Source organism: uncultured Winogradskyella sp., from assembly GCF_947496485.1.
Lineage (GTDB): Bacteria > Bacteroidota > Bacteroidia > Flavobacteriales > Flavobacteriaceae > Winogradskyella.
Genome location: NZ_CANMCZ010000007.1, coordinates 103,375 through 123,353 on the forward strand (window position 1 = coordinate 103,375; position 19,979 = coordinate 123,353).

At 32.9% G+C, this 19,979-nt stretch carries 19 protein-coding genes; 4 read left to right on the forward strand and 15 right to left on the reverse strand.

Annotation, left to right across the window (positions count from 1 at the left end):
* Window positions 1-5: 5 nt before the first annotated feature.
* The 4 genes from Q0822_RS16790 to Q0822_RS16805 all read right to left on the reverse strand — a co-directional run bounded on the left by Q0822_RS16790 (window position 6) and on the right by Q0822_RS16805 (window position 5,446).
* Window positions 6-1,970 (reverse strand): leucine-rich repeat domain-containing protein, encoded by a 1,965-nt coding sequence (locus tag Q0822_RS16790; protein ID WP_299125914.1) that lies wholly within the window; start codon window positions 1,968-1,970, stop codon window positions 6-8.
* 47 nt (window positions 1,971-2,017) lie between these two features.
* Window positions 2,018-2,605 carry a hypothetical protein gene (locus tag Q0822_RS16795; protein ID WP_299125916.1) on the reverse strand — a complete coding sequence of 196 codons (588 nt, stop codon included), beginning with the start codon at window positions 2,603-2,605 and terminating at the stop codon, window positions 2,018-2,020.
* A 145-nt stretch (window positions 2,606-2,750) separates the two neighbouring features.
* Window positions 2,751-3,488 (reverse strand): LytTR family DNA-binding domain-containing protein, encoded by a 738-nt coding sequence (locus Q0822_RS16800; protein WP_299125919.1) that lies wholly within the window; start codon window positions 3,486-3,488, stop codon window positions 2,751-2,753.
* Window positions 3,488-5,446, reverse strand: a complete 1,959-nt coding sequence (locus Q0822_RS16805; protein ID WP_299125922.1) for a tetratricopeptide repeat protein — start codon at window positions 5,444-5,446, stop codon at window positions 3,488-3,490. The genes Q0822_RS16800 and Q0822_RS16805 overlap by 1 nt, the downstream gene beginning before the upstream one ends.
* 546 nt (window positions 5,447-5,992) lie before the next feature.
* Between Q0822_RS16805 and Q0822_RS16810 the strand changes: the two genes are divergently transcribed.
* Entirely contained in the window at window positions 5,993-6,808 is an 816-nt protein-coding gene (locus Q0822_RS16810) for a hypothetical protein (RefSeq protein WP_299125925.1), read from the forward strand.
* Between the two features lie 36 nt (window positions 6,809-6,844).
* Here Q0822_RS16810 and rimO read toward each other — a convergent pair whose 3' ends face one another.
* Window positions 6,845-8,152, reverse strand: coding sequence for a 30S ribosomal protein S12 methylthiotransferase RimO (rimO, locus tag Q0822_RS16815; RefSeq protein ID WP_299125928.1), 1,308 nt, complete (start codon window positions 8,150-8,152; stop codon window positions 6,845-6,847).
* Window positions 8,153-8,232: 80 nt separating this feature from the next.
* On the opposite strand from rimO, the gene Q0822_RS16820 reads away from it, so the two are divergent.
* A complete protein-coding gene (locus Q0822_RS16820; RefSeq protein ID WP_299125931.1) occupies window positions 8,233-9,321 on the forward strand; it encodes a serine hydrolase domain-containing protein in 1,089 nt (362 codons plus the stop codon).
* On the opposite strand, the gene Q0822_RS16825 is transcribed toward Q0822_RS16820, so the two are convergent.
* The gene (locus tag Q0822_RS16825) at window positions 9,318-10,991 is read right to left on the reverse strand and encodes an amidase family protein (RefSeq protein ID WP_299125933.1); all 1,674 of its coding nucleotides are present in this window, start codon (window positions 10,989-10,991) and stop codon (window positions 9,318-9,320) included. The two genes, Q0822_RS16820 and Q0822_RS16825, sit on opposite strands and share 4 nt — an antisense overlap.
* Window positions 10,992-11,181: 190 nt before the next feature.
* Between Q0822_RS16825 and Q0822_RS16830 the strand changes: the two genes are divergently transcribed.
* Window positions 11,182-12,435 carry a fibronectin type III domain-containing protein gene (locus tag Q0822_RS16830; RefSeq protein WP_299125935.1) on the forward strand — a complete coding sequence of 418 codons (1,254 nt, stop codon included), beginning with the start codon at window positions 11,182-11,184 and terminating at the stop codon, window positions 12,433-12,435.
* Between the two features lie 85 nt (window positions 12,436-12,520).
* Here Q0822_RS16830 and ftsY read toward each other — a convergent pair whose 3' ends face one another.
* From ftsY to Q0822_RS16870, 8 genes are all read right to left on the reverse strand, one after another.
* Window positions 12,521-13,495, reverse strand: a complete 975-nt coding sequence (ftsY, locus tag Q0822_RS16835; RefSeq protein ID WP_299125937.1) for a signal recognition particle-docking protein FtsY — start codon at window positions 13,493-13,495, stop codon at window positions 12,521-12,523.
* A 139-nt stretch (window positions 13,496-13,634) separates the two neighbouring features.
* Window positions 13,635-13,787, reverse strand: coding sequence for a DUF4295 domain-containing protein (locus Q0822_RS16840; RefSeq protein WP_008271041.1), 153 nt, complete (start codon window positions 13,785-13,787; stop codon window positions 13,635-13,637).
* 6 nt (window positions 13,788-13,793) lie between these two features.
* The gene (rpmG, locus tag Q0822_RS16845; protein ID WP_008271040.1) at window positions 13,794-13,976 is read right to left on the reverse strand and encodes a 50S ribosomal protein L33; all 183 of its coding nucleotides are present in this window, start codon (window positions 13,974-13,976) and stop codon (window positions 13,794-13,796) included.
* Between the two features lie 27 nt (window positions 13,977-14,003).
* The gene (gene rpmB / locus Q0822_RS16850) at window positions 14,004-14,240 is read right to left on the reverse strand and encodes a 50S ribosomal protein L28 (RefSeq protein ID WP_008271039.1); all 237 of its coding nucleotides are present in this window, start codon (window positions 14,238-14,240) and stop codon (window positions 14,004-14,006) included.
* 115 nt (window positions 14,241-14,355) lie between these two features.
* Entirely contained in the window at window positions 14,356-15,600 is a 1,245-nt protein-coding gene (locus Q0822_RS16855) for a competence/damage-inducible protein A (protein WP_299125940.1), read from the reverse strand.
* Window positions 15,601-15,942, reverse strand: coding sequence for an Hpt domain-containing protein (locus tag Q0822_RS16860; RefSeq protein ID WP_299125942.1), 342 nt, complete (start codon window positions 15,940-15,942; stop codon window positions 15,601-15,603).
* Window positions 15,943-16,554, reverse strand: coding sequence for a fumarylacetoacetate hydrolase family protein (locus Q0822_RS16865; protein ID WP_299125944.1), 612 nt, complete (start codon window positions 16,552-16,554; stop codon window positions 15,943-15,945).
* A gap of 16 nt (window positions 16,555-16,570) precedes the next feature.
* Window positions 16,571-17,347: a 3'-5' exonuclease gene (locus Q0822_RS16870; RefSeq protein ID WP_299125947.1), complete on the reverse strand. Its 777-nt coding sequence runs from the start codon at window positions 17,345-17,347 to the stop codon at window positions 16,571-16,573.
* A gap of 191 nt (window positions 17,348-17,538) precedes the next feature.
* On the opposite strand from Q0822_RS16870, the gene Q0822_RS16875 reads away from it, so the two are divergent.
* The gene (locus tag Q0822_RS16875) at window positions 17,539-18,363 is read left to right on the forward strand and encodes a hypothetical protein (RefSeq protein WP_299125949.1); all 825 of its coding nucleotides are present in this window, start codon (window positions 17,539-17,541) and stop codon (window positions 18,361-18,363) included.
* Between the two features lie 218 nt (window positions 18,364-18,581).
* On the opposite strand, the gene Q0822_RS16880 is transcribed toward Q0822_RS16875, so the two are convergent.
* Window positions 18,582-19,967 carry a dihydrolipoamide acetyltransferase family protein gene (locus Q0822_RS16880; RefSeq protein WP_299125951.1) on the reverse strand — a complete coding sequence of 462 codons (1,386 nt, stop codon included), beginning with the start codon at window positions 19,965-19,967 and terminating at the stop codon, window positions 18,582-18,584.
* Window positions 19,968-19,979: the final 12 nt, after the last annotated feature.

Sequence of the window (19,979 nt, forward strand, 5' to 3'; positions counted from 1 at the left end):
GGTTTTTATTTTATAAATTTTTTGGTCACTCGACCATTATCAAAGTTGAGTTCTATAACATAAATACCATTAGCTATCGCATCAATAGCAATAGTGCTTTCTGTGCCTTCTTTTATTTTGGCGCCTGCAATACTGTAAATGGTATAGTTTTCTAATCTAACTGAACCGTTTGAGATAATTTTTAGTTCATCTTTAGTGTTATAAACATTAATTGCATTGGCTAGCTCAAAATCAGAAGTACCTAGGTTTGCATCTTCTGTTACTGGATTAAAACCTGTCCATAAAGCTCCAGGATCTGTGACATAAACTCCCAAAGTACCTGGTGGAATATGCAAGTGGATATTACTACGGTTAAAAGCAAAAGTATCATTAGTACCTGTGGTGATTGTTGGTGGTATTGTAGCCAATGAGGTTACACTAGCTAATGGGTTATTGGCAAAAGCTAACAAACCGATAAAATTAACATTACTAGGAATAGTAACATCAGATAAATTATTATCTACAAAAGCTCCAATACCAATATCGGTAACATTCGCTCCTAATGATAAATTAGTAATAGGGTTTGTTGCAAAAGCCGTAGTGCCAATAAGGGTAACACTATCTGGGATGGTTACACTGGTTAAATTATTTGTGTTAAAAGCTGAAATCCCAATACTTGTCACACTATCAGGAATAGTAACACTAGTTAATCCAATATTTTCAAATGCTGAATCATCAATTTTAACTACATCGAATACTATTGAACCTGCTGTAACAGTTGCTGGTATGACAACACTGGTGCCATTTGCTGGGTCGTAATTTGAAACTTCAACCGTAGTTGGTGACGTGGCCTCAAAAACCATTTTAAACCCTGTCCATAATGCGCCAGGATTTGTAACATATTCGTCTGTTAAATTGTTGGTTATAACTAAATTAATGTTTGGTCGACTAGAGTTTGCAAAAGTCTCACCACCACCACCTGTTGTTATGGTGGGTGGAGTGGTACCTAAAACAACAATAGTATTTAAGTAATTTACCGCAAAAGCTAGAGAACCAATATTGGTAACACTCTCTGGTATTATAATACTTGTGAATGGATTATTATTAAATGCTCCATCTTTAATATTAGTAATACTATTTGGAATTGTAACACTGGTTAGTTGATTAGATTGAAAAGCACCTAAACCAATACTAGTAACATTATAATTTGTAACACTATAGGAAACAGTAGCAGGTATATCAACTACAGTACCTCCAGTCATATCATAATCAATAGCTTCGACATTATCTGGTGCTACCGAAGTCACTTCATAGGTTATATAATCTACAATAAAAGTATCACCAACATTTAATAATTCTGTAACAGAATTAAAACCTGTCCACAGAGCACCAGGATCTGTAACATAAGCACCTGTTGTACCTGAAGGTATTATTAAGTCTATATCACTACGATTTCCAGTAAAGCCATCATAAAAGGTGTCATTTGAATTATTGGCAGTTGTTATGGAAGGTGGTATGGTAGCTAAACACGTAACAGTGGTTAAAGAATTATTACTTCTAAAAGCTCCAATACCTATATTGGTAACATTACTAGGAATGGTAAGTTCAGTTAATTGATTGCCTTGAAAAGCATAATTATCAATATTTACTAAATTACTAGGTAAAACTACAGATGCTAGATTGGTGTTTAAAAAAGCAGATTGGCCTATACTAGTTATCGTATTAGGTATATTAACACTAGATACTATTGTGCCGCTAAAAGCATTTGAGCCAATTTCAGTAACGTTATAAGTTGACCCTCCATTAGAAACAGATGCAGGTATATCGACATTGATATTATTTATTGTGCTTCCTAATATTATAGAAACAGTATTAGTAGATGTTACCGAGCATCTTAGTGAGTTGCTATAAGTATCTGTAACGAAAAACACTTGAGAATACCCTAATACGGATATACATAGAGTCATTAAAATAAGTAGTTGTTTTTTCATGATTTTTGATTTTTAAAATAGGTTAAAGTAAAGTTGTTATAAGTTGTTTAATAATTCATTTTAATAAGGTCACCATTTAGTGTATAGTAAAACCTAAAGGTGGTGCCACCGTTTTCTGGTTTGAGATTGATTATATATTCGGCTTTAGAGATATCTCCGTTATCCGGGTAATTTAAAGCAGCAGTGCGCAAGGTTGGATTTTTAAGGTCTTTTTCATCCTTTAGCTTTTGAACTGATTGTTCAACTAAGCCACCTAATTTGGATAAGCTTATGGTTTTACCTAACTGAAACATGTAATCAGCCGCTTTAGTGCCTTTAGGAACTTCTATGGTGATATCTGAGTTTTGCGTCCATGTATCTTGTGATAAATTCCATTGTCCCATTTTTAGAGATTCTGGCTCCTCAGTTACAGTCACTCCAATAATATTACCGATAGATTTATCGTAGGTAATGCTTAAGTCTGTATAATAGGCGTCGTCACCAAACTTATTTTTTAGTTCGTTTTCTATTGCCGAAAATCCATCTGCAGTTGCTGGTTGGTTATTGGTTGTACCACTGCACGATACTAGTTTAAATATGACTAATAATACAAACAGTAATCCTACTCTACTGATCTTTGGGGTCAAATTTTTCATAATATTTATCTATTATTAGGATAAATGTATATGACTAGAGTGAAGAAAAAAATAGAGAATCTATTTCTTCTAGGTATAAATAAATAAGCGTGACACTTTAAGAAATATCTGTAAAAATTAGGTTTTTAGTCCGATATTTTTGTATTTAATCTATATTTCTGTTTAAAAAAGCCGTTACAAATTGCTCTTTTTTTCGTGAAGAGACAGGTATTTTTTTACTATTTTTTAAATGAATCACACCAGATTTGTCATATTTATCTATGAATGCTAGATTCACCATAAATGATTGATGCGGACGTATAAAATTAGCTGCACTGAGTTGTTCTTCAAAAGTTTTTAAGGTTTTAGATACGACGTGTTTTTTACCATCACTACAGAAAAAAGATGTATAGCCTTTGTCCGACTCACAATACATAAGTTCATTTAAATCTATAACCTGAAAGCTATCGTGGAGGGATAATATTAATTTAGATTCATCATTATTCCAAACTGATTTCACAGTCTGTATTTGCTGTTTTTGTTCTTCAACATGTAAACTCTTAACCTTATTTAAAGCGATTTCAAGATCTTTTATATCTACAGGTTTTAGAATATAATCTACCGCTCCTATTTTTAATGCTTTAAGTGCGTATTCTTCATAAGCCGTAATAAAAATAATTTTGAAATCTAGATGTTCTGTTTGTTCTAAAAAATCAAAAGCGTTGCCATCTGTAAGATTAATATCTAGAAAAATTAAATCTGGTTTACAAGCATTTGCGACTACTACAGCTTCTTTAACAGAGGCGCATTCACCAATGACTTCGACATCAGTCTCTATTTGACCTAATAAATTAAGTAAGCCTTTTCTAATATATGCTTTGTCTTCAACCAGTAATGTCTTCATTATTCAACATTTATTTTATAAGGAATAACTAAAGTCACCAATGTACCTTGTTCGTTATGTTTTTCTCTATCTTCAATAGTTACCGAACCTTCCATATTAAAATCCTTGGATAGTACCTTTAAGCGTTCTGAAGTAATTGTCGTTGCTAGAGAATTTTTATTTTTATTATTAGTTTCTCTTTTAGAGTTAATACCAACACCATTATCAGCAATATTACAAATCAATTTTTTATTCTTATACATTAAGCGTATATCAATTTTTTTGTCTTCAGATTGATTTACAAACGCATGCTCAATAGCATTTTCTACAAAGGGCTGAATAAGCATAGGTGGAATTTCAAATGTAGGCACATCTATTGAATCTTCTACGAGTATCGTACATTTATAAGCATCATTCTCCAAAGTTTGAAGTGCTAAGTAATCTTGAACGGCCGTTAACTCTTGGGATAACAACACTGTTTTATCTCTTGAATTTTCTAAAGTAATACGTAATAATTTTGAAAATTTTGAAAGATAATGCACCGACTTTTTTTCTTCTTTATTTAAAATCATGCCTTGCAAAACAGAAAGCGAATTAAAGATAAAATGTGGTGTCATTTGCGAGCGTAATAACTTCTGCTCCATAATGGCATTTTGTGTTTTTGATTTTGCGTTTTTTAGTTTTTGATAAAAAACAATAGCACCTAACAGAATTGAAAGCAAAAGCACCCCAATAATGGCCCACAAATAATTTCGTTGTGTTTTCTCTAAATCTTGAGAAGTAGCCGCAACTGTTTTAGTTAGTTTTAATTCTCTAATATTAGCAGAATCTAAGGCTTGTCTGTATTTATATTCAGCTTCTAACTGAGCTATCTTTTCTAAATTTGTTTTATTAAATATACTATCGCTAAGTATTTTATATTGCTCATGATTTTCTAGTGCTTTTTTATAATTTCTATTGCTTTTATAAATTTTCACTAGCAATTCATGAATATGCCTCTCCATTTCTACTAATTTAAAATCTTGGGAAAGGCGTTTGCTTTTTAAAGCATAAGTCAATGCTTCAGCATTTTTTTTCAGATTTGCATAAACTCTAGCTAAACCAAAATATGTGGTTAATAAAGCGCGCTTATTACCTATATTTAAATTAATTATGCTTGCTTTTTCATAATATTCAAGTGAATTATAATAATTCTTTTTGTATAGAAATACAGATCCAATATTATTTAAAGTATTGCCTTCAATGAATTTATTATTAATATCTTGACATAGGTGTAATGCTTCTTTCAAATATTTATGTGCTTCTTCATAATTCTTTATATTAATATACAACGCACCCAAATTATTCAAAGTTTCTGCTATACGCTTTTTATCACCACTCTTTTTCTGAATTTCTAAAGCTTGTTTAACAAAAGGTATTGCTTTTTCATGATTTCCTAAGCTATTGTAGATAACTCCCAAGTTATTTAGAGAAAATGAAATCAACGTGGTATCTTTTCTTTTTTCATTTATTTCTAATGATTTATGTTGATACTCTATAGCGAGAGGAAAGTTACCTTTTACTATATGAATATTTCCAATGTTAATTAGACATCGAGCTATTCCCTCATCATTATTTATTTCTTTATTTATTTGCAGTGCTTTCTTATATTGATTTAATGCTTCGTTGTAATCACCAATTTCATAGTACGCAACTCCAATCGATATGTAATCAGCAGCAACACCTTCCTTGTTTCCAATTGCTTCATTAACACGAGCCGATTTCAGATAATATGTAATAGCTTCTTTCGTTTCACCCTTATTATTAAGGATGAGACCCATGCCATCATAGCACTCTGAAATACCAGCCTTATAATTTATTGTTTTATACAATTGAAGAGCCTTCTCCATAAACTCAAATCCTCTGTCAAAATCCGACTCTTCAGATTGTGCCAATCCCTTTATATATAGGGCTCTAGCTTTTCCTTTTTTAAAACCCATCAACTCAGAAATGGCTTCAGATTCCTTTACATAGTTTATAGTCGTATCTAAATCATTTTTATAGGTCAAAAAGGCTATTTCGTTCAATAGGTTTACTCGGGTGGTATCTTTTTCTTTATGATTCTGTAATTCAATTTTAAGGCTATCTATTTTGGTATTTTGAGAAAAAGAAATTGCCTGAAAAAACAAGAAGAAGACAAAAATAATAACTGACAAATTGATGTTTTTCATATAACTAAATAATAGGTGCATGTATAAACTGTAATATCTTCTTATTTAAAAATACACAGAAATGTTTTGGCTAAATAACGAATTAAATATAAACTTAAAATAGTATTCGTTTGTTGTAATACCACAAATTACACTTATTAAGTCCAGTGAGACACAAGAAATCTTTTTTTGAAGGGTTTTAAGCAATAAGTGCTAGGATTGATTTAATATTCGTTATTTCACATAAATTTTGCACTTTTTTCACATATCATCTAGAGACAGAATATACCTTCCAACTTATATTTGAAAAAAATTAGTCATCTAAGTCAATCAATTATGAAAAAGGGTATTATTTCATTCAACATCAAACTAGCTATTTTAAGTCTATTAATCTTTGGTTTTACTAACTGTATTAGTAATACCGAAGTAATTTCCGAAGATTCCTCAAACAGCAAAGACCTTGCTCTAGAGGACCCAAATATAAAAGACACAAACACCAAATCAATTCCTGATTTATATTATGGAGTGGACGCAAGATTTGCAGCTGTAAAAAAAGAAGACGTCCACAGTGCCACCACAATTTATGATTTTCTTAATGACGGAGAGAAGGCACAAATAGAGTATATCAATTCAGTAGATGTTATTATTGTAAAAGATAATCAACTATCGCAAATACGTGCACGAGGAACTTCAGCCAAACTAACAGATGCGCAAAAAGAAATTCTAAAAGCGACAGACTATTTTAGTCATTTTACTATTAGAACCGAATTCAAATCAAAGAATAAAGAGACAGGTAAATTAGAGGAACGCTTTTTTGGGCCTCATATTACTGTTGTTCCAGAAAAGCAAGCCACTTATTATGAAGGAAAAGATGCATTAATCGAATATCTCAAGGTGAACAGCAAAGAAAGCATGAAAGTTATAAAAGGTGACGACCTTGGAGCTATAAAACTATCTTTTGTAATTTCTAAAGAGGGAAGCGTTAAGGATGTTAAGCACGATGCCATGACAACGGGTTATCCTTCTATTGATAAAAAATTTATTCAACTCTTAGAAAATATACCTGGAAAATGGATACCAGCTGAAAATGTAAAAGGTGAAAAGATAGACCAAGAATTGGTTTTTACATTTGGACCAAGAGATGGTTGCTAGACAACCTCACCATAAAGATCAACCCTTCGACTACGCTCAGGATGACACAACTTCACCATAAAGATCAAAATCTTCAGCTTCAATGACTTTAATAGTAGTAAACTCACCTGTCTTTAGATAGGTTTTAGTAGCATCAATACGGACTTCATTATCTACATCTGGTGAATCGTATTCTGTACGACCAACAAAATAATTACCTTCTTTTCGATCAATAACAACTTTAAACTCCTGTCCTATTTTTACTTGGTTGAGTTCCCATGAAATTTGGGATTGAATCTCCATAATTTCATTAGCACGTTCCATCTTCACCTCTTCTGGTACATCATCTTCAAGATTATAGGCATGAGTATTCTCTTCATGCGAGTAAGTAAAGCATCCTAATCGCTCAAAACGCATCTCTTTTACCCAATCTCTAAGGGTTTCAAAATCTTCTTGGGTTTCTCCAGGATAACCAACAATAAGTGTTGTTCTAATGGTCATTTCTGGCACTTTTACTCTAAAGTCTTTGAGTAATTTTGTGGTTTTCTCTTTAGTTGTTCCACGACGCATACTCTTTAAAATAGAATCAGAAATATGTTGCAATGGAATATCTAAATAATTACAAACCTTAGGTTCTCGATTCATTACATCTAACACGTCCATTGGAAAACCAGTTGGAAATGCATAATGTAAACGAATCCATTCGATACCTTCTACTTTAACCAAATGTTCTAGCAATTCAGCAAGGTTTCGCTTTTTATATAAATCTAATCCGTAATACGTTAAATCTTGAGCAATAAGAATCAATTCCTTTACTCCATTAGCAGCTAATTTTTCAGCTTCAATAACAATTTCTTCTATTGGAGTACTTTTATGTTTTCCCCGCATTAAAGGAATAGCGCAAAAGCTACATGGTCTGTCGCAACCTTCTGCAATTTTTAAGTAAGCATAATTTTTTGGAGTTGTGGTTAGACGCTCACCAATTAATTCATGTTTATAATCTGCACCTAATGCTTTTAATAATCCAGGCAATTCTGTAGTCCCAAAATACTGATCTACATTTGGGATTTCCTTCTGCAGATCTGGTTTATAGCGTTCACTTAAACATCCTGTAACAAATACTTTATCAACTTCTCCATCTTCCTTCTTTTGCATGTACTCTAAAATGGTATTGACACTTTCTTCCTTAGCGTTATTAATAAAACCACAAGTATTAATAACAACAACATTACCTTCCTGTTCGTGAACTACATCTTTACCACTGGCTTTTAGTTGACCCATCAAAACTTCACTGTCGTAAACATTTTTACTACAACCAAGAGTCACTACATTGATCCTATTTTTCTTTAAAGTCTTTGTACGCATGTTTTTATAAATCAGTTTGCAAAGATACAACGTAAATTAAACCTTTAGTATATTTATAGGTCTTAAATAAAAACCAATCTATGAAACCAATGCGATTAACCTACATTATTCTAAGTCTCATTCTCACTTTTTCGTGTTCTTCGGATGACAGTTCTATAGACGAGCCTCCTATTGATGAAATGCTATATTTTCCACCGAACGATTCTGATGTTTGGGAAACCAAATCTATATCAAATTTAGATTGGAATGAAAATGCGCTACAACCTCTTTTAGATTTTCTAGAAGACAGTGACACCAAGTCATTTATAATTTTGCATAATGGTAGAATTGTGAATGAATCTTATTTCAACGGAACTACTATGCTCTCTAATAATCCATGGTTTTCTGCCGGTAAAACGCTAACTGCATTTACATTAGGTATAGCGCAAGAAGACGGTTTATTAAATATTACTGATTCATCTTCAAATTATTTAGGAAGTGGTTGGAGTAGCTTAACCTCAGAGCAAGAGAATGCAATTACAGTAAAAAATCATATAACCATGACAACAGGACTGGATTACACAGATGATTTATATTGTACTGATATGGATTGTCTAACGTATTTAGATGACCCAAATTCATTTTGGTATTATCATAACGCACCATATACACTAACGCAATCTATTATTTCTGGTGCCTTAAATTCTGATTTTGATACTTATTTCAACTCAGAATTAAAAAATAAGATAGGAATGCAAGGTGGTTGGGTTCAATTTGGTTATAATAGATTCTATGCCAGTAATGCTAGAAGTATGGCACGATTTGGCCTATTATGTCTTAATGAAGGCATATGGGAAGACGACATTATTTTAGGTGATGCGAATTATTTCACTGAAATGACAAATACATCACAGAACCTAAATCCTGCTTATGGTTACTTGTGTTGGTTAAATGGCAAATCTTCGTATATCTTGCCAAGTTCTGAAAACTCATTTACTGGAAAATTAATACCAAATGCACCTGATGATTTAATAGCTGGTCTAGGTGCCAACGACCAAAAACTATATGTAATTCCTAGCAAAAAACTAGTCATAATACGCATGGGAAATGATGGTGGAGATAACGGACAGTTAAGTCTATCAGATTATGACAACTTGCTTTGGGAAAAAATAAATGACTTAATTAATTAGTCATAATCTTTTGGTGTTAGTCGCATTTTTGAAGCTTGCTCATAAGCATAAGCCCATTCTAATAATTGTTTTTCCTGAAGAGATTTAGCTATAAAAGTTAATCCTTTTGGAGCACCTTCATCAGTGTAACCCATTGGTACGGTTAATGCAGGATATTCTGCAACAGCTGCAAAAGCTGCGTGGTAATTATTAATAGACAAAAATCCATCTAAATCATTAGCCATCATAGGAGTATCAAAATATTGCTTTCCATTAGTACTTAAGGTATCTTTAATTCGCTCTAAATACTCAGTATCACCTTTATCATTAGCAATACCTTTGAATAAATTCTGACCGTAAGGCATTGTTTTTAAAGAGTCTTTTAAATTGAAATTCATCACATCAGAAACGGTTCTCAAATCAATATTTTTGTTGGCATAACCTTCCATATAAGCTGGTAAATCTTTCTTCATATCCAGATTAAGTAAGCGTAAGAAATTCGGAAGTCCAACCAGTTCTTCTTCTATTTCTACAATCTCTGCTCCTTGTAGTTTTAAAACCTCTAATGCCTTAGCATATAGCGTGTCTGATAGTAATCGCTTTGGTGCTCCGAAACGCTTTCCCATTAAAGTATTAGTCGAAGGCATACGATAATAGGCTTCAACGTTTTCTATTTTCATTGATTTTGTATCTGATTTATCATAGCCATAAATAGCATCAAGCACAATGGCATTATCTGTAACTGTTTTTGTAATTGGACCTGCAGTATCTAAAGTTGAAGAAATAGGCACTATTCCACTTCTACTCACCAATCCAATGGTGGGTTTTAAGCCTACTGTCGAATTCTGACTTGCAGGAGACAAAATGGAACCTGCTGTCTCGCTACCAATTGCAGCAGCACAAAAATTAGCCGCTACAGAAACTCCACTTCCAGAACTAGATCCACCTGTATCGATAATTCGTCTCCCATAAGGATTTAAAGTCTGTCCTCCAATAGCAGAATAACCGCTTGGACAATTACCACAAAAGAAATATGCCCATTCACTAAGATTGGCTTTCCCAAGTATTAAAGCTTCATTAGATTTTAATTTATTTACTATAAAAGCATCTTCTGTAAAGTTGTCTTTTAACGCCACAGCACCAGCTGTAGTTGCCATATCAGAAGCATTTACGTTATCTTTTAGAAGAATTGGCATTCCAAAAATTGGATGCTTCCATTTTTTATTTCTAAAATCTCGATCTCTAAGTTTTGCGTCTTCAATAACATTTGGATTGACAGCAATTACAGAGTTTAGTGATAATGGATTTTCACGATCATACTTTCTAATACGGTATAAATAGAATTTGGTTAACTCTTCATATGTGAATTTTTGAGCTCTTCTATTATTTTGGAGTGTATTAATATCCTTTTCTAAGATATGAGGTTTTAAACGATTGTAGTCTTCTTCTGTAAAATCAGCTAATTGAGGATTAATAGTAATCCAGATTTCAGCCTTGGTTAAGTTTTTAGAATCTAAAACTTTAAACTCTCTGAAGTCTTTGGTAGAAATTGCGCTCAAATCTGAAGCATCCTCTGTTGACGATTGCGTTACTGCTTCAGCATTCTCTTTAGGTGCTACAGTACTTGAAGTTTTAGTGTTTTTACATGAAAGAATAAAAAAGAAAGGCAGAATGAATAGGAAATTACGCATGATTAGTATTTTTTATAAAAATACAAAAACCGCTTTAAGTATCGTAAATTTTATTGTGCTGTACACTTAGTTCTTTCTTACTATGATAGCTATAAAAAAGAGTATTATCGTTACAAACAAAACTGCAGTATTTAGTTGTTTTTTCTTACTTTATATTTACATTTGAAAAAATTTATACGACATACAAAAAATGAAAAAATCACTATTTTATTTATTCTTGCTTTTATTAACTTTTAATTGCTCAAGTGAAGGAGACGATCCACAAGGAAGTAATTGTACTAGTCCTAGTAACGTTGCTATTAGTAACGTTTTAGAGAATACAGCTACGCTTACTTGGAGTAACAGTAATGACAATTCTAATTTTCAAATAGAATATGGGACATCTGGTTTTAATCAAGGACAAGGAAATATTATTACTATAAATGGTACTTCCCAAAACTTACCAAACTTAAGTGCCAACACATCTTATGAGGTCTATATGAGAAGTAGTTGCGATGGTAGTGATTTTAGTAGTTGGGTTGGCCCATTGAGTTTTACTACTCCAAATATTAATTGTCCCTTACCAGCAGTTCCTAATGTCTACAACGTAACAGGAGACAGTGCTTATCTAGAATGGTTTGTTGATGATGACGAAAATAGTAGCATTATTGCATCTTTTGATATTGAATATGGTATAGCCGGATTTAATCTCGGAACTGGAACGTCAATGACAACTTCTAACTACTCTTATGAACTTTCTAATCTTTCTCCAACTACGCAATATGATTTCTACGTAAAGTCTAATTGTTCTAGTGATATTTCTAGCGATTTTGTCGGACCTACCACATTTACAACAGAAGCATCTTGTGTAACACCAAATAATTTAGATTTTTATGAGTTAGAATCTTGTTCATTTAGAATTGGTTGGTCTAGTAACAATGAAACCGCATGGGAAATTGAATATGGTGAAGTTGGGTTTGCGATAGGAAACGGTACTGTAATAAATACATCTGAAACAAATTTTGTCTTAACAGAAAATATAGTACCTAATACGACATATGAAGTTTATGTAAGAGCAAACTGCGGATCCGATGGCTATAGCGAATATACAGACGCTTTAGTAGTGACTACAAATCAGCTTAATTCTAATTTTGTAGGTGATTGGACTATTGTCATGTATGATTATTATGGAGATGGCTGGCAAGGAAATGGTATAAAAATAACCGTTAATGATTCTGTTTCCTATGCGACTATTCCTGATGCATCTGGACAAACAAATCAAACAACGGGTACACAAACCGTAAATGTCCCTAGCAATACAACGGTATTAATATTTGAATTTACTGGTGATACTTATCCTGAAGAAGTTGGTTATGAAATATTTGCACCAAATGGTTCGCTGATAGATTCTGGTACTAATCCACCTGTTGGAGTACTTTTATCTCTCGAAGATATATGTAATTAGTTTTAGCTCTTATAAATAAAAAAGTACTATTAGTAAAAGGTTATTACTAATAGTACTTTTTTTTATTACTTGATATTTAGTTTAATTACTTAAAAAAAGAATCTACAAATTCATACTTATTGAACACTTGTAAATCTTCAATACCTTCACCTACTCCAATATATTTTACAGGTATTTGAAACTGGTCACTGATTCCAATCACCACTCCACCTTTTGCCGTTCCGTCCAATTTAGTAACCGCTAACGATGTCACTTCAGTTGCTGCTGTAAAGTGTTTTGCTTGCTCAAAAGCATTTTGACCTGTTGAACCATCTAGTACTAGTAATACATCGTGAGGTGAATTATCAACCACTTTTTGCATCACACGTTTTACTTTGGTTAGCTCATTCATTAAGTTCACCTTATTATGCAAACGACCTGCAGTATCTATGATTATAACATCAGCGTCTTGATTGACACCAGATTGTAAAGCATCAAAAGCTACTGAAGCAGGATCAGATCCCATTTCTTGTCTAATCATTGGTACATCTACACGATCTGCCCAAACCTGCAATTGATCTATTGCGGCAGCTCTAAACGTATCTGCTGCACCAAGAACTACTTTCAAGCCTTGCTTTTTAAACTGATAAGCCAATTTACCTATGGTTGTGGTTTTACCCACTCCATTAACTCCAACCACCATAAGTACATAAGGTGTTTTAGAGCCATCTTCTTGCTTTGGTAAATTAGGAATGGTGTATTCCGTTTCTTCACCAGACTTAGTTTCTGATAATAAGGCTGCAATTTCCTCTCTTAGTATTTGATTAAGTTCAGAAGTACCTAAGTATTTATCTTTCGCAACACGTGCTTCTATACGCTCAATGACTTTTAGTGTTGTATTAACACCAACATCACTGGTTACTAAGATTTCTTCAAGATTATCTAAAACATCATCATCTACTTTAGATTTACCTGCAACTGCTTTATTTAATTTATTGAAAAAAGTGGATTTAGATTTCTCTAAACCTTTATCTAGTGTCTCTTTCTTTTCGGAAGAGAATATTTTTTTAAAAAAACTCATTGTATTCTATTTGCTTTGCATATCGCAACAACCTTGCCTATACTAGTTTACTGCTAAGTTGTCATACCAGCTCAAATATAGCCATAAAAAAACTGCTTTCAAACGAAAGCAGTTTCATAAATCTATATATAAATAGAAATTATTTTTTGTTTAAAAAGTCATTGACAAATTCTGGTGCCATCACTGATTCTACGAACATATAAGCTCCAGTTTTTGGTGATTTTACCATTTTTATCGCTTTTGTCAAACGTTTTGATCCTGTCTGTAAAGATGCTACTGATTTCTTTGCCATGATTTCTTATTTTATCTCTTTATGAACTGTCATACGCTTAAGGATAGGATTAAATTTCTTAATCTCCATACGGTCTGGCGTATTCTTCTTGTTCTTTGTTGTAATATATCTCGATGTTCCTGGCTGACCAGAAGCTTTGTGCTCTGTGCACTCTAAGATAACTTGTATTCTATTTCCTTTTTTTGCCATTTTAAATTGACTTTAGCTTTTACGCTATTATTTGTAAAATCCTTTTGCTCTAGCTTCTTTTAACATTGCACTGATACCAATTTTATTGATAGTCTTTAATGCTGATGTAGAAACTTTTAATGTTACCCACTTATCTTCTTCAGGAATAAAGAAACGCTTCTTAACTAAGTTTGCATTAAACTTGCGTTTTGTTTTATTCATCGCGTGAGAAACATTGTTTCCAACCATCGCTTTTTTCCCTGTAAGTTCACAAACTCTTGACATTGTATTCTTTCTTTAGGTCTATTATTTTTTTCTGTTTATAATAAATCCGAAAAATGTTTATTTTAAAACAGGGTGCAAATTTAATAAAACTTTGAGGTTTAGCAAAAATATATATCTACTTTTTTTTAATTTCTTTTTGAAGCATTTCAAGGGCTTTATTTTTTGCCTTCACCGTTACTTTTTCTCTATGATTTCCAAAGTTAAAAACCTCAGAATACACCTTATCTTTTGTAGCTATTGCTATCCAAACTGTGCCTACTTCAGCATCTGAATCTCCTTTTGATGGTCCTGCATTACCTGTAGTACTAATAGCATAGTCACTATTAAATAAAGTAAGTACATTTTTCGCCATCGCTTCTGCTACTTCTTTACTTACTACTGAATTTGTAGCAATATCACTTTCGGGAACCTCTAAAATCTTTACTTTAGATTCTGTTGCATAACTCACAATACTCCCCTTAAAATATTTAGATGCACCTGGGTTAGCTGTAAATGCTTGTGCTATGTTTCCTCCTGTACAACTTTCAGCGATTGATAAAGTTTTACCCATTTCTGTTAATTGTACTCCGATTACTGCTTCTATAGATTTGTCTTCTTCAAAACCAATAAAGACATCTTCTATTTGAGGTAGTAGCAAAGCAACTTGTTTTTCTATTTCAGCTTCAACTTTAGCTTTATCCATAGCTTTTCCAGATAACCGCAACCTTACTCTTCCTAAACTTGGTAGGTAAGCCAACTTTATAAAACTTGGTAAATTATCTTCCCAAACTTCAATACGTTTTGCTAATGAGCTTTCACCTAAACCATAAGTTAATACAGTTTTGTGCATTATAAACGGAAACTTAAATTGTTCTCTAAGCTTAGGAATGACTAGGTCTAAAATTAAAGCCTTCATCTCATAAGGCACACCTGGAAGCGATACAAACACCTTACCATTTTTTTCCATCCACATTCCTGGAGCTGTACCATATTTATTCGTTAACACCTTTGCCTTAGATGGAACTAAAGCTTGGTGCTTATTCACCTCTAATAGAGGTATATTATATTTTGAGAATAGTTGTTCAACATTGGCCAGTACTTCTTCGTCTTCTACCAAAGTGTCATTAAAATATTGACATAAAGTGTGTTTGGTAATGTCATCTTTAGTAGGACCTAATCCACCGGTAATAATAATGATATCTGCATTTTCTTCAGCTTCCTGTAGTGATTTTAAGATATGTGCTTTATCATCTTGAACTGATGTAATCTGATATACGGAAATACCAATTTTATTGAATTCCTTACCAAGAAATGCCGAATTTGTATCTACAATCTGACCAATGAGAATCTCATCGCCAATAGTGATGATTTCTGCTTGCATTTACAGTCCGAAATCGGCTTTTATTTCGTTGGTAGCATTTTCTACTGCTGTTAGAACGGATTGAAGTTGTCCATCGACACTTTTATCAGACTGCTCAAATTTTCCCCAATCTTGTACTTCGATGAGTTCATCTAAAACTCCAAGCTCAAATAAATCTATTGTAGGCTTCATTTTATGAGCTGCTTGGTAAACTTCTTTATAGTCTTTTGCTGGCACAGCTGTTCTTAAGCGTTCTGCATCTTCTGGCACTTCCTCTATAAAAGCTGCTGCTAGTGCTGCAACGAAATCTTCGTCGTTATCAGCCATTTCGCGTACACGGTGTAATTTATAATGTTCTGGCATTTATTTTATTTTTATAGAAAACAATTCTTCGTTTTCAATATATCCTTTTAATGTATCATTAGCAAATACCTTACCAACTCCTGCTGGCGTTCCTGTAAAGATAATATCTCCTATTTTTAAAGTAAAATATTTTGACACATATTCTATAAGTTCATCAATTTTCCACAGCATTAATTCTGTACTTCCTTGTTGAACGACGTCATCGTTTTTCTTTAAACTAAAGTTGATATTATTGACATCATCAAATTGAGTTTTTGGTAACCACTTCCCTATTACAGCAGCACCATCAAAGGCTTTAGCTTTTTCCCATGGTAAGCCTTTTGCTTTTAATTGTGCTTGCAAATCGCGTGCTGTGAAATCAATTCCTAGTCCAATTTCATCGTAATATTTATGGGCAAATTTTTTATCGATGTGCTTTCCTACTTTTTTGATTTTCACCAAAACTTCGACTTCGTGATGCACATCATCAGAAAAATCTGGAATAAAAAATGGTTGTTTCTTCAATAAAATCGCTGTATCGGGTTTTAAAAACACCACAGGATCTGTTGGCTTTTCGTTTTCTAATTCTTTAATGTGGTCGGTATAGTTTCTACCTATGCAGATTAGTTTCATTCTAGATGATTAGCTTCTAACTCAATTTATTATTAAACTGACGCAATTTAATAGCAGTTAACACTTTTTTAGTATATAAAGGGAAATCCGCATTGAGCAACCAGCCAAAATAACCTGGTTCTTTTTCCATAACCTCTACTACTTTTTTGCCTTTGTGCTTTCCAAACGAAAAACACTCTTCTCCTTCTTTATTAAAAATTAAAAAACCTGCAAAGTCAGCAAACTTTTTACGTGAGCTGAATTCCGCTAAGAATTTGGTGTCGTTTTCTAATTCTTCGTATTTAGAGATTTGAGCTTTTAGGACTTCGTATGTAGCTTTAGTATCAGCTTCCGCACTATGAGCATCGCTTAAGTCTTTATCACAGTAAAACTTGTAAGCAGCAACTAAGGTTCGTTGTTCCATTTTATGAAAAATAGTCTGTACGTCTACAGATTGTCTGCCTTTCATATCAAAATCTATTTCTGCTCTAAGCATTTCTTCTGCCAATAAAGGAATATCGAAACGGTTAGAGTTAAAACCTCCTAAATCAGAATCTTTAATCATATTATAGATCTCTTTCGATAAGTCTTTAAAGGTAGGTTTGTCAGCCACATCAGCATCTGAGATACCATGAATAGCAGTTACCTCAGCAGGAATTGGCATCTCAGGATTGACTAACCAAGTTTTAGTATCTTCTTTACCATTTGGATAAACTTTAAGGATAGATATTTCTACAATTCTGTCTTTTGAAATGTTGATTCCTGTAGTTTCTAAATCGAAAAAACAGATAGGCTTTGTTAGGTTGAGTTGCATTGCTTTTATTTTGAAACTCAAAGATAAATAGAATATACAGAATAGCCTTGATTGGAATGAAAAAGCTGGCTTGACTTTGTAAAATTAAAAAGCTACCTTCGTTTAATGTCTGATATAAGTCATTAAAACGGACTCATATCACTAAAGTTGTAAAACATTTAAAACGAACATTGAGAATTCAAATTATCATATTGATTTTAATCGCAAATTGTGCTTTCGGACAAAAAAAAGTTACGATTGACCAAAATATTGTGAAATATGAAATTAAAGATGAATTTAACCGATTTGACAATATTGCAAACGAACTTAAGAAATACAAAAGTTTTGATATAGAAATCAGCGAGAATTCAAATATTAAAATTTTAAACCAATACAGCACAGGATTTACTGGACATACTATATGTTTTGAAATTGACAATAACCTAAACATCATAAATTCAGACTACGAATATTGGACTGATGTTGCTGAAATTGGAACAAAATATAAAATACTTGATATTGACTTTAAATTAAATCAAAATCCTTTTCAGGGAACAAACGGATTGCGAGGACAATATGAAATGAAAATAAAAAAGGTTAATGAAAACGGAGAAATATTAAAGCAAATAACGTTTAAAGGCAAATTCAAATCTTTCAAAGGAATTGATAAGTCATCATCTGATTATTTATGGGCTTTGGAACAAAACAAAGTATTTTACGGAATAACAAATGAAAACGGAGTTTATTTGCGTCCCGACAAGATGCCTTCCTTGAAATCTGACCATAAAGTTCTGACTGAAAAAATAAAAAAAATTAAAGGTTACAAGCCTAATAAAATAAGAGCTTTCGTAATCATAAATGAAAATGGGAAAATCGAAAAAGAACCGTTCAGATTTTTTGGAGATTTTAGAAAGTTAAATAAAGAAACACAAATTCAGGTTAAGGAATTGCTAATTGAATTTACTGATTGGTATCCAGCTTGTGTAAATGAAAAAGAAGTTAAATCACAAATTCCGATAGTAATTGGAATTGAATAAAAAACGTGTTACAACACCGTGTATAATTAATTGCTTGGTCACTGCCGACTTACGAAAATTCCGCTGGAATTTTCTATCTGTGATTTGTTTGCTAACTTAGTTGCTTAACCACGCAACTAACCATACACAACAACGTTAAACGAAACTAATCAAAACCTATAAAAAAAGCACAGTTAAAACTGTGCTTTTCGCTTTAATAATTTTTTCAAAAGAACAAATTAGATTTCGCGAGAAGAATCCCAAGCCTCTAAATAATCTTTTACATATTTTACAAATTGGCCTCCTAGTGCGCCATTAACTACTCTGTGGTCGTAAGAATGTGATAAGAACATTCTGTAACGAATACCTATATAATCTCCTTCTGGTCCTTCGATAACAGCAGGTACTTTTCTAATAGCACCCAATGCTAAAATACCAACTTGAGGTTGGTTAATAATAGGTGTTCCCATAATACTTCCAAACGTACCAACATTAGTTACAGTATATGTGCCGCCTTGTATATCATCTGGATCTAATTTATTTTCTCTGGCACGTGTTGCTAAATCATTAACACGTTTTGCCATTCCAAATAAATTAAGCTGATCTGCATTTTTAATTACAGGTACAATTAAATTGCCATCTGGTAACGCTGCTGCCATACCAACATTAATAGCTTTCTTTTTAATGATTGAATCCCCTTGTACAGAAATATTCATCATAGGGAATTCTTTTAATGCTTTTGTAACCGCCTCCATAAAAATTGGAGTGAAGGTTAAATTCTCACCTTCGCGTTTTAAGAACTCATCCTTAACTTTCTTTCTCCAGTTCCAAATGGTTGTGACATCTGCTTCTATAAACGACTGCACATGGGCAGATGTTTGTATAGAATCTACCATGTACTTTGAAATGAGTTTACCCATTCGGCTCATTTCTATAATTTCATCGTCTCCAGAAGCTGTTATTGGTTTCGCAATAGCTTTTTCTTCAGTTTGCTTAACGGGAGCTTTAGCAGCTGTTTCAGTAACATTTACTTTTTGCTCAACAACAGGTTCATTTTTAGGAGCTTCAGCCTTAGCTACCACTGGTTGTGTTGTCTGAACTGGTGCAGAACCACGAGATGCAATATAGGCTTTGATATCATTTTTTGTAACACGATTATCTTTTCCTGTTCCAGGAATGGCATCTAGTTCACTTTGAGAAATACCTTCTTGCTTTGCTATATTTTTAACTAATGGTGAATAAAAACGGTCTTCTGAAGATATCACAGGTTCTACTAAAGTTTTTGCCGCTACAACAGTCTGCGCAACTTCAGCGACTACTTTAGGAGCTTCAGGTTCAACAGCTGGTTCGGGCTCAGTTGCTTTAACCTCAACAGTATCTCCTCCTTCTGTTTCTATTACTGCTAGGGTTTGTCCGACTTGTACAACATCGTCTACATTGAATAGCTTTTCAACCAAAACACCATCAACTTCACTTGGTACTTCACTATCTACTTTGTCTGTTGCTATTTCTAAAACGGCTTCATCAGCTTCAATAGTATCTCCTACATCTTTAAGCCATGAGGTTATAGTTGCTTCCGCAACACTCTCTCCCATTTTAGGTAACTTAAGTTCAAACTTTGCCATATTTATAATTTG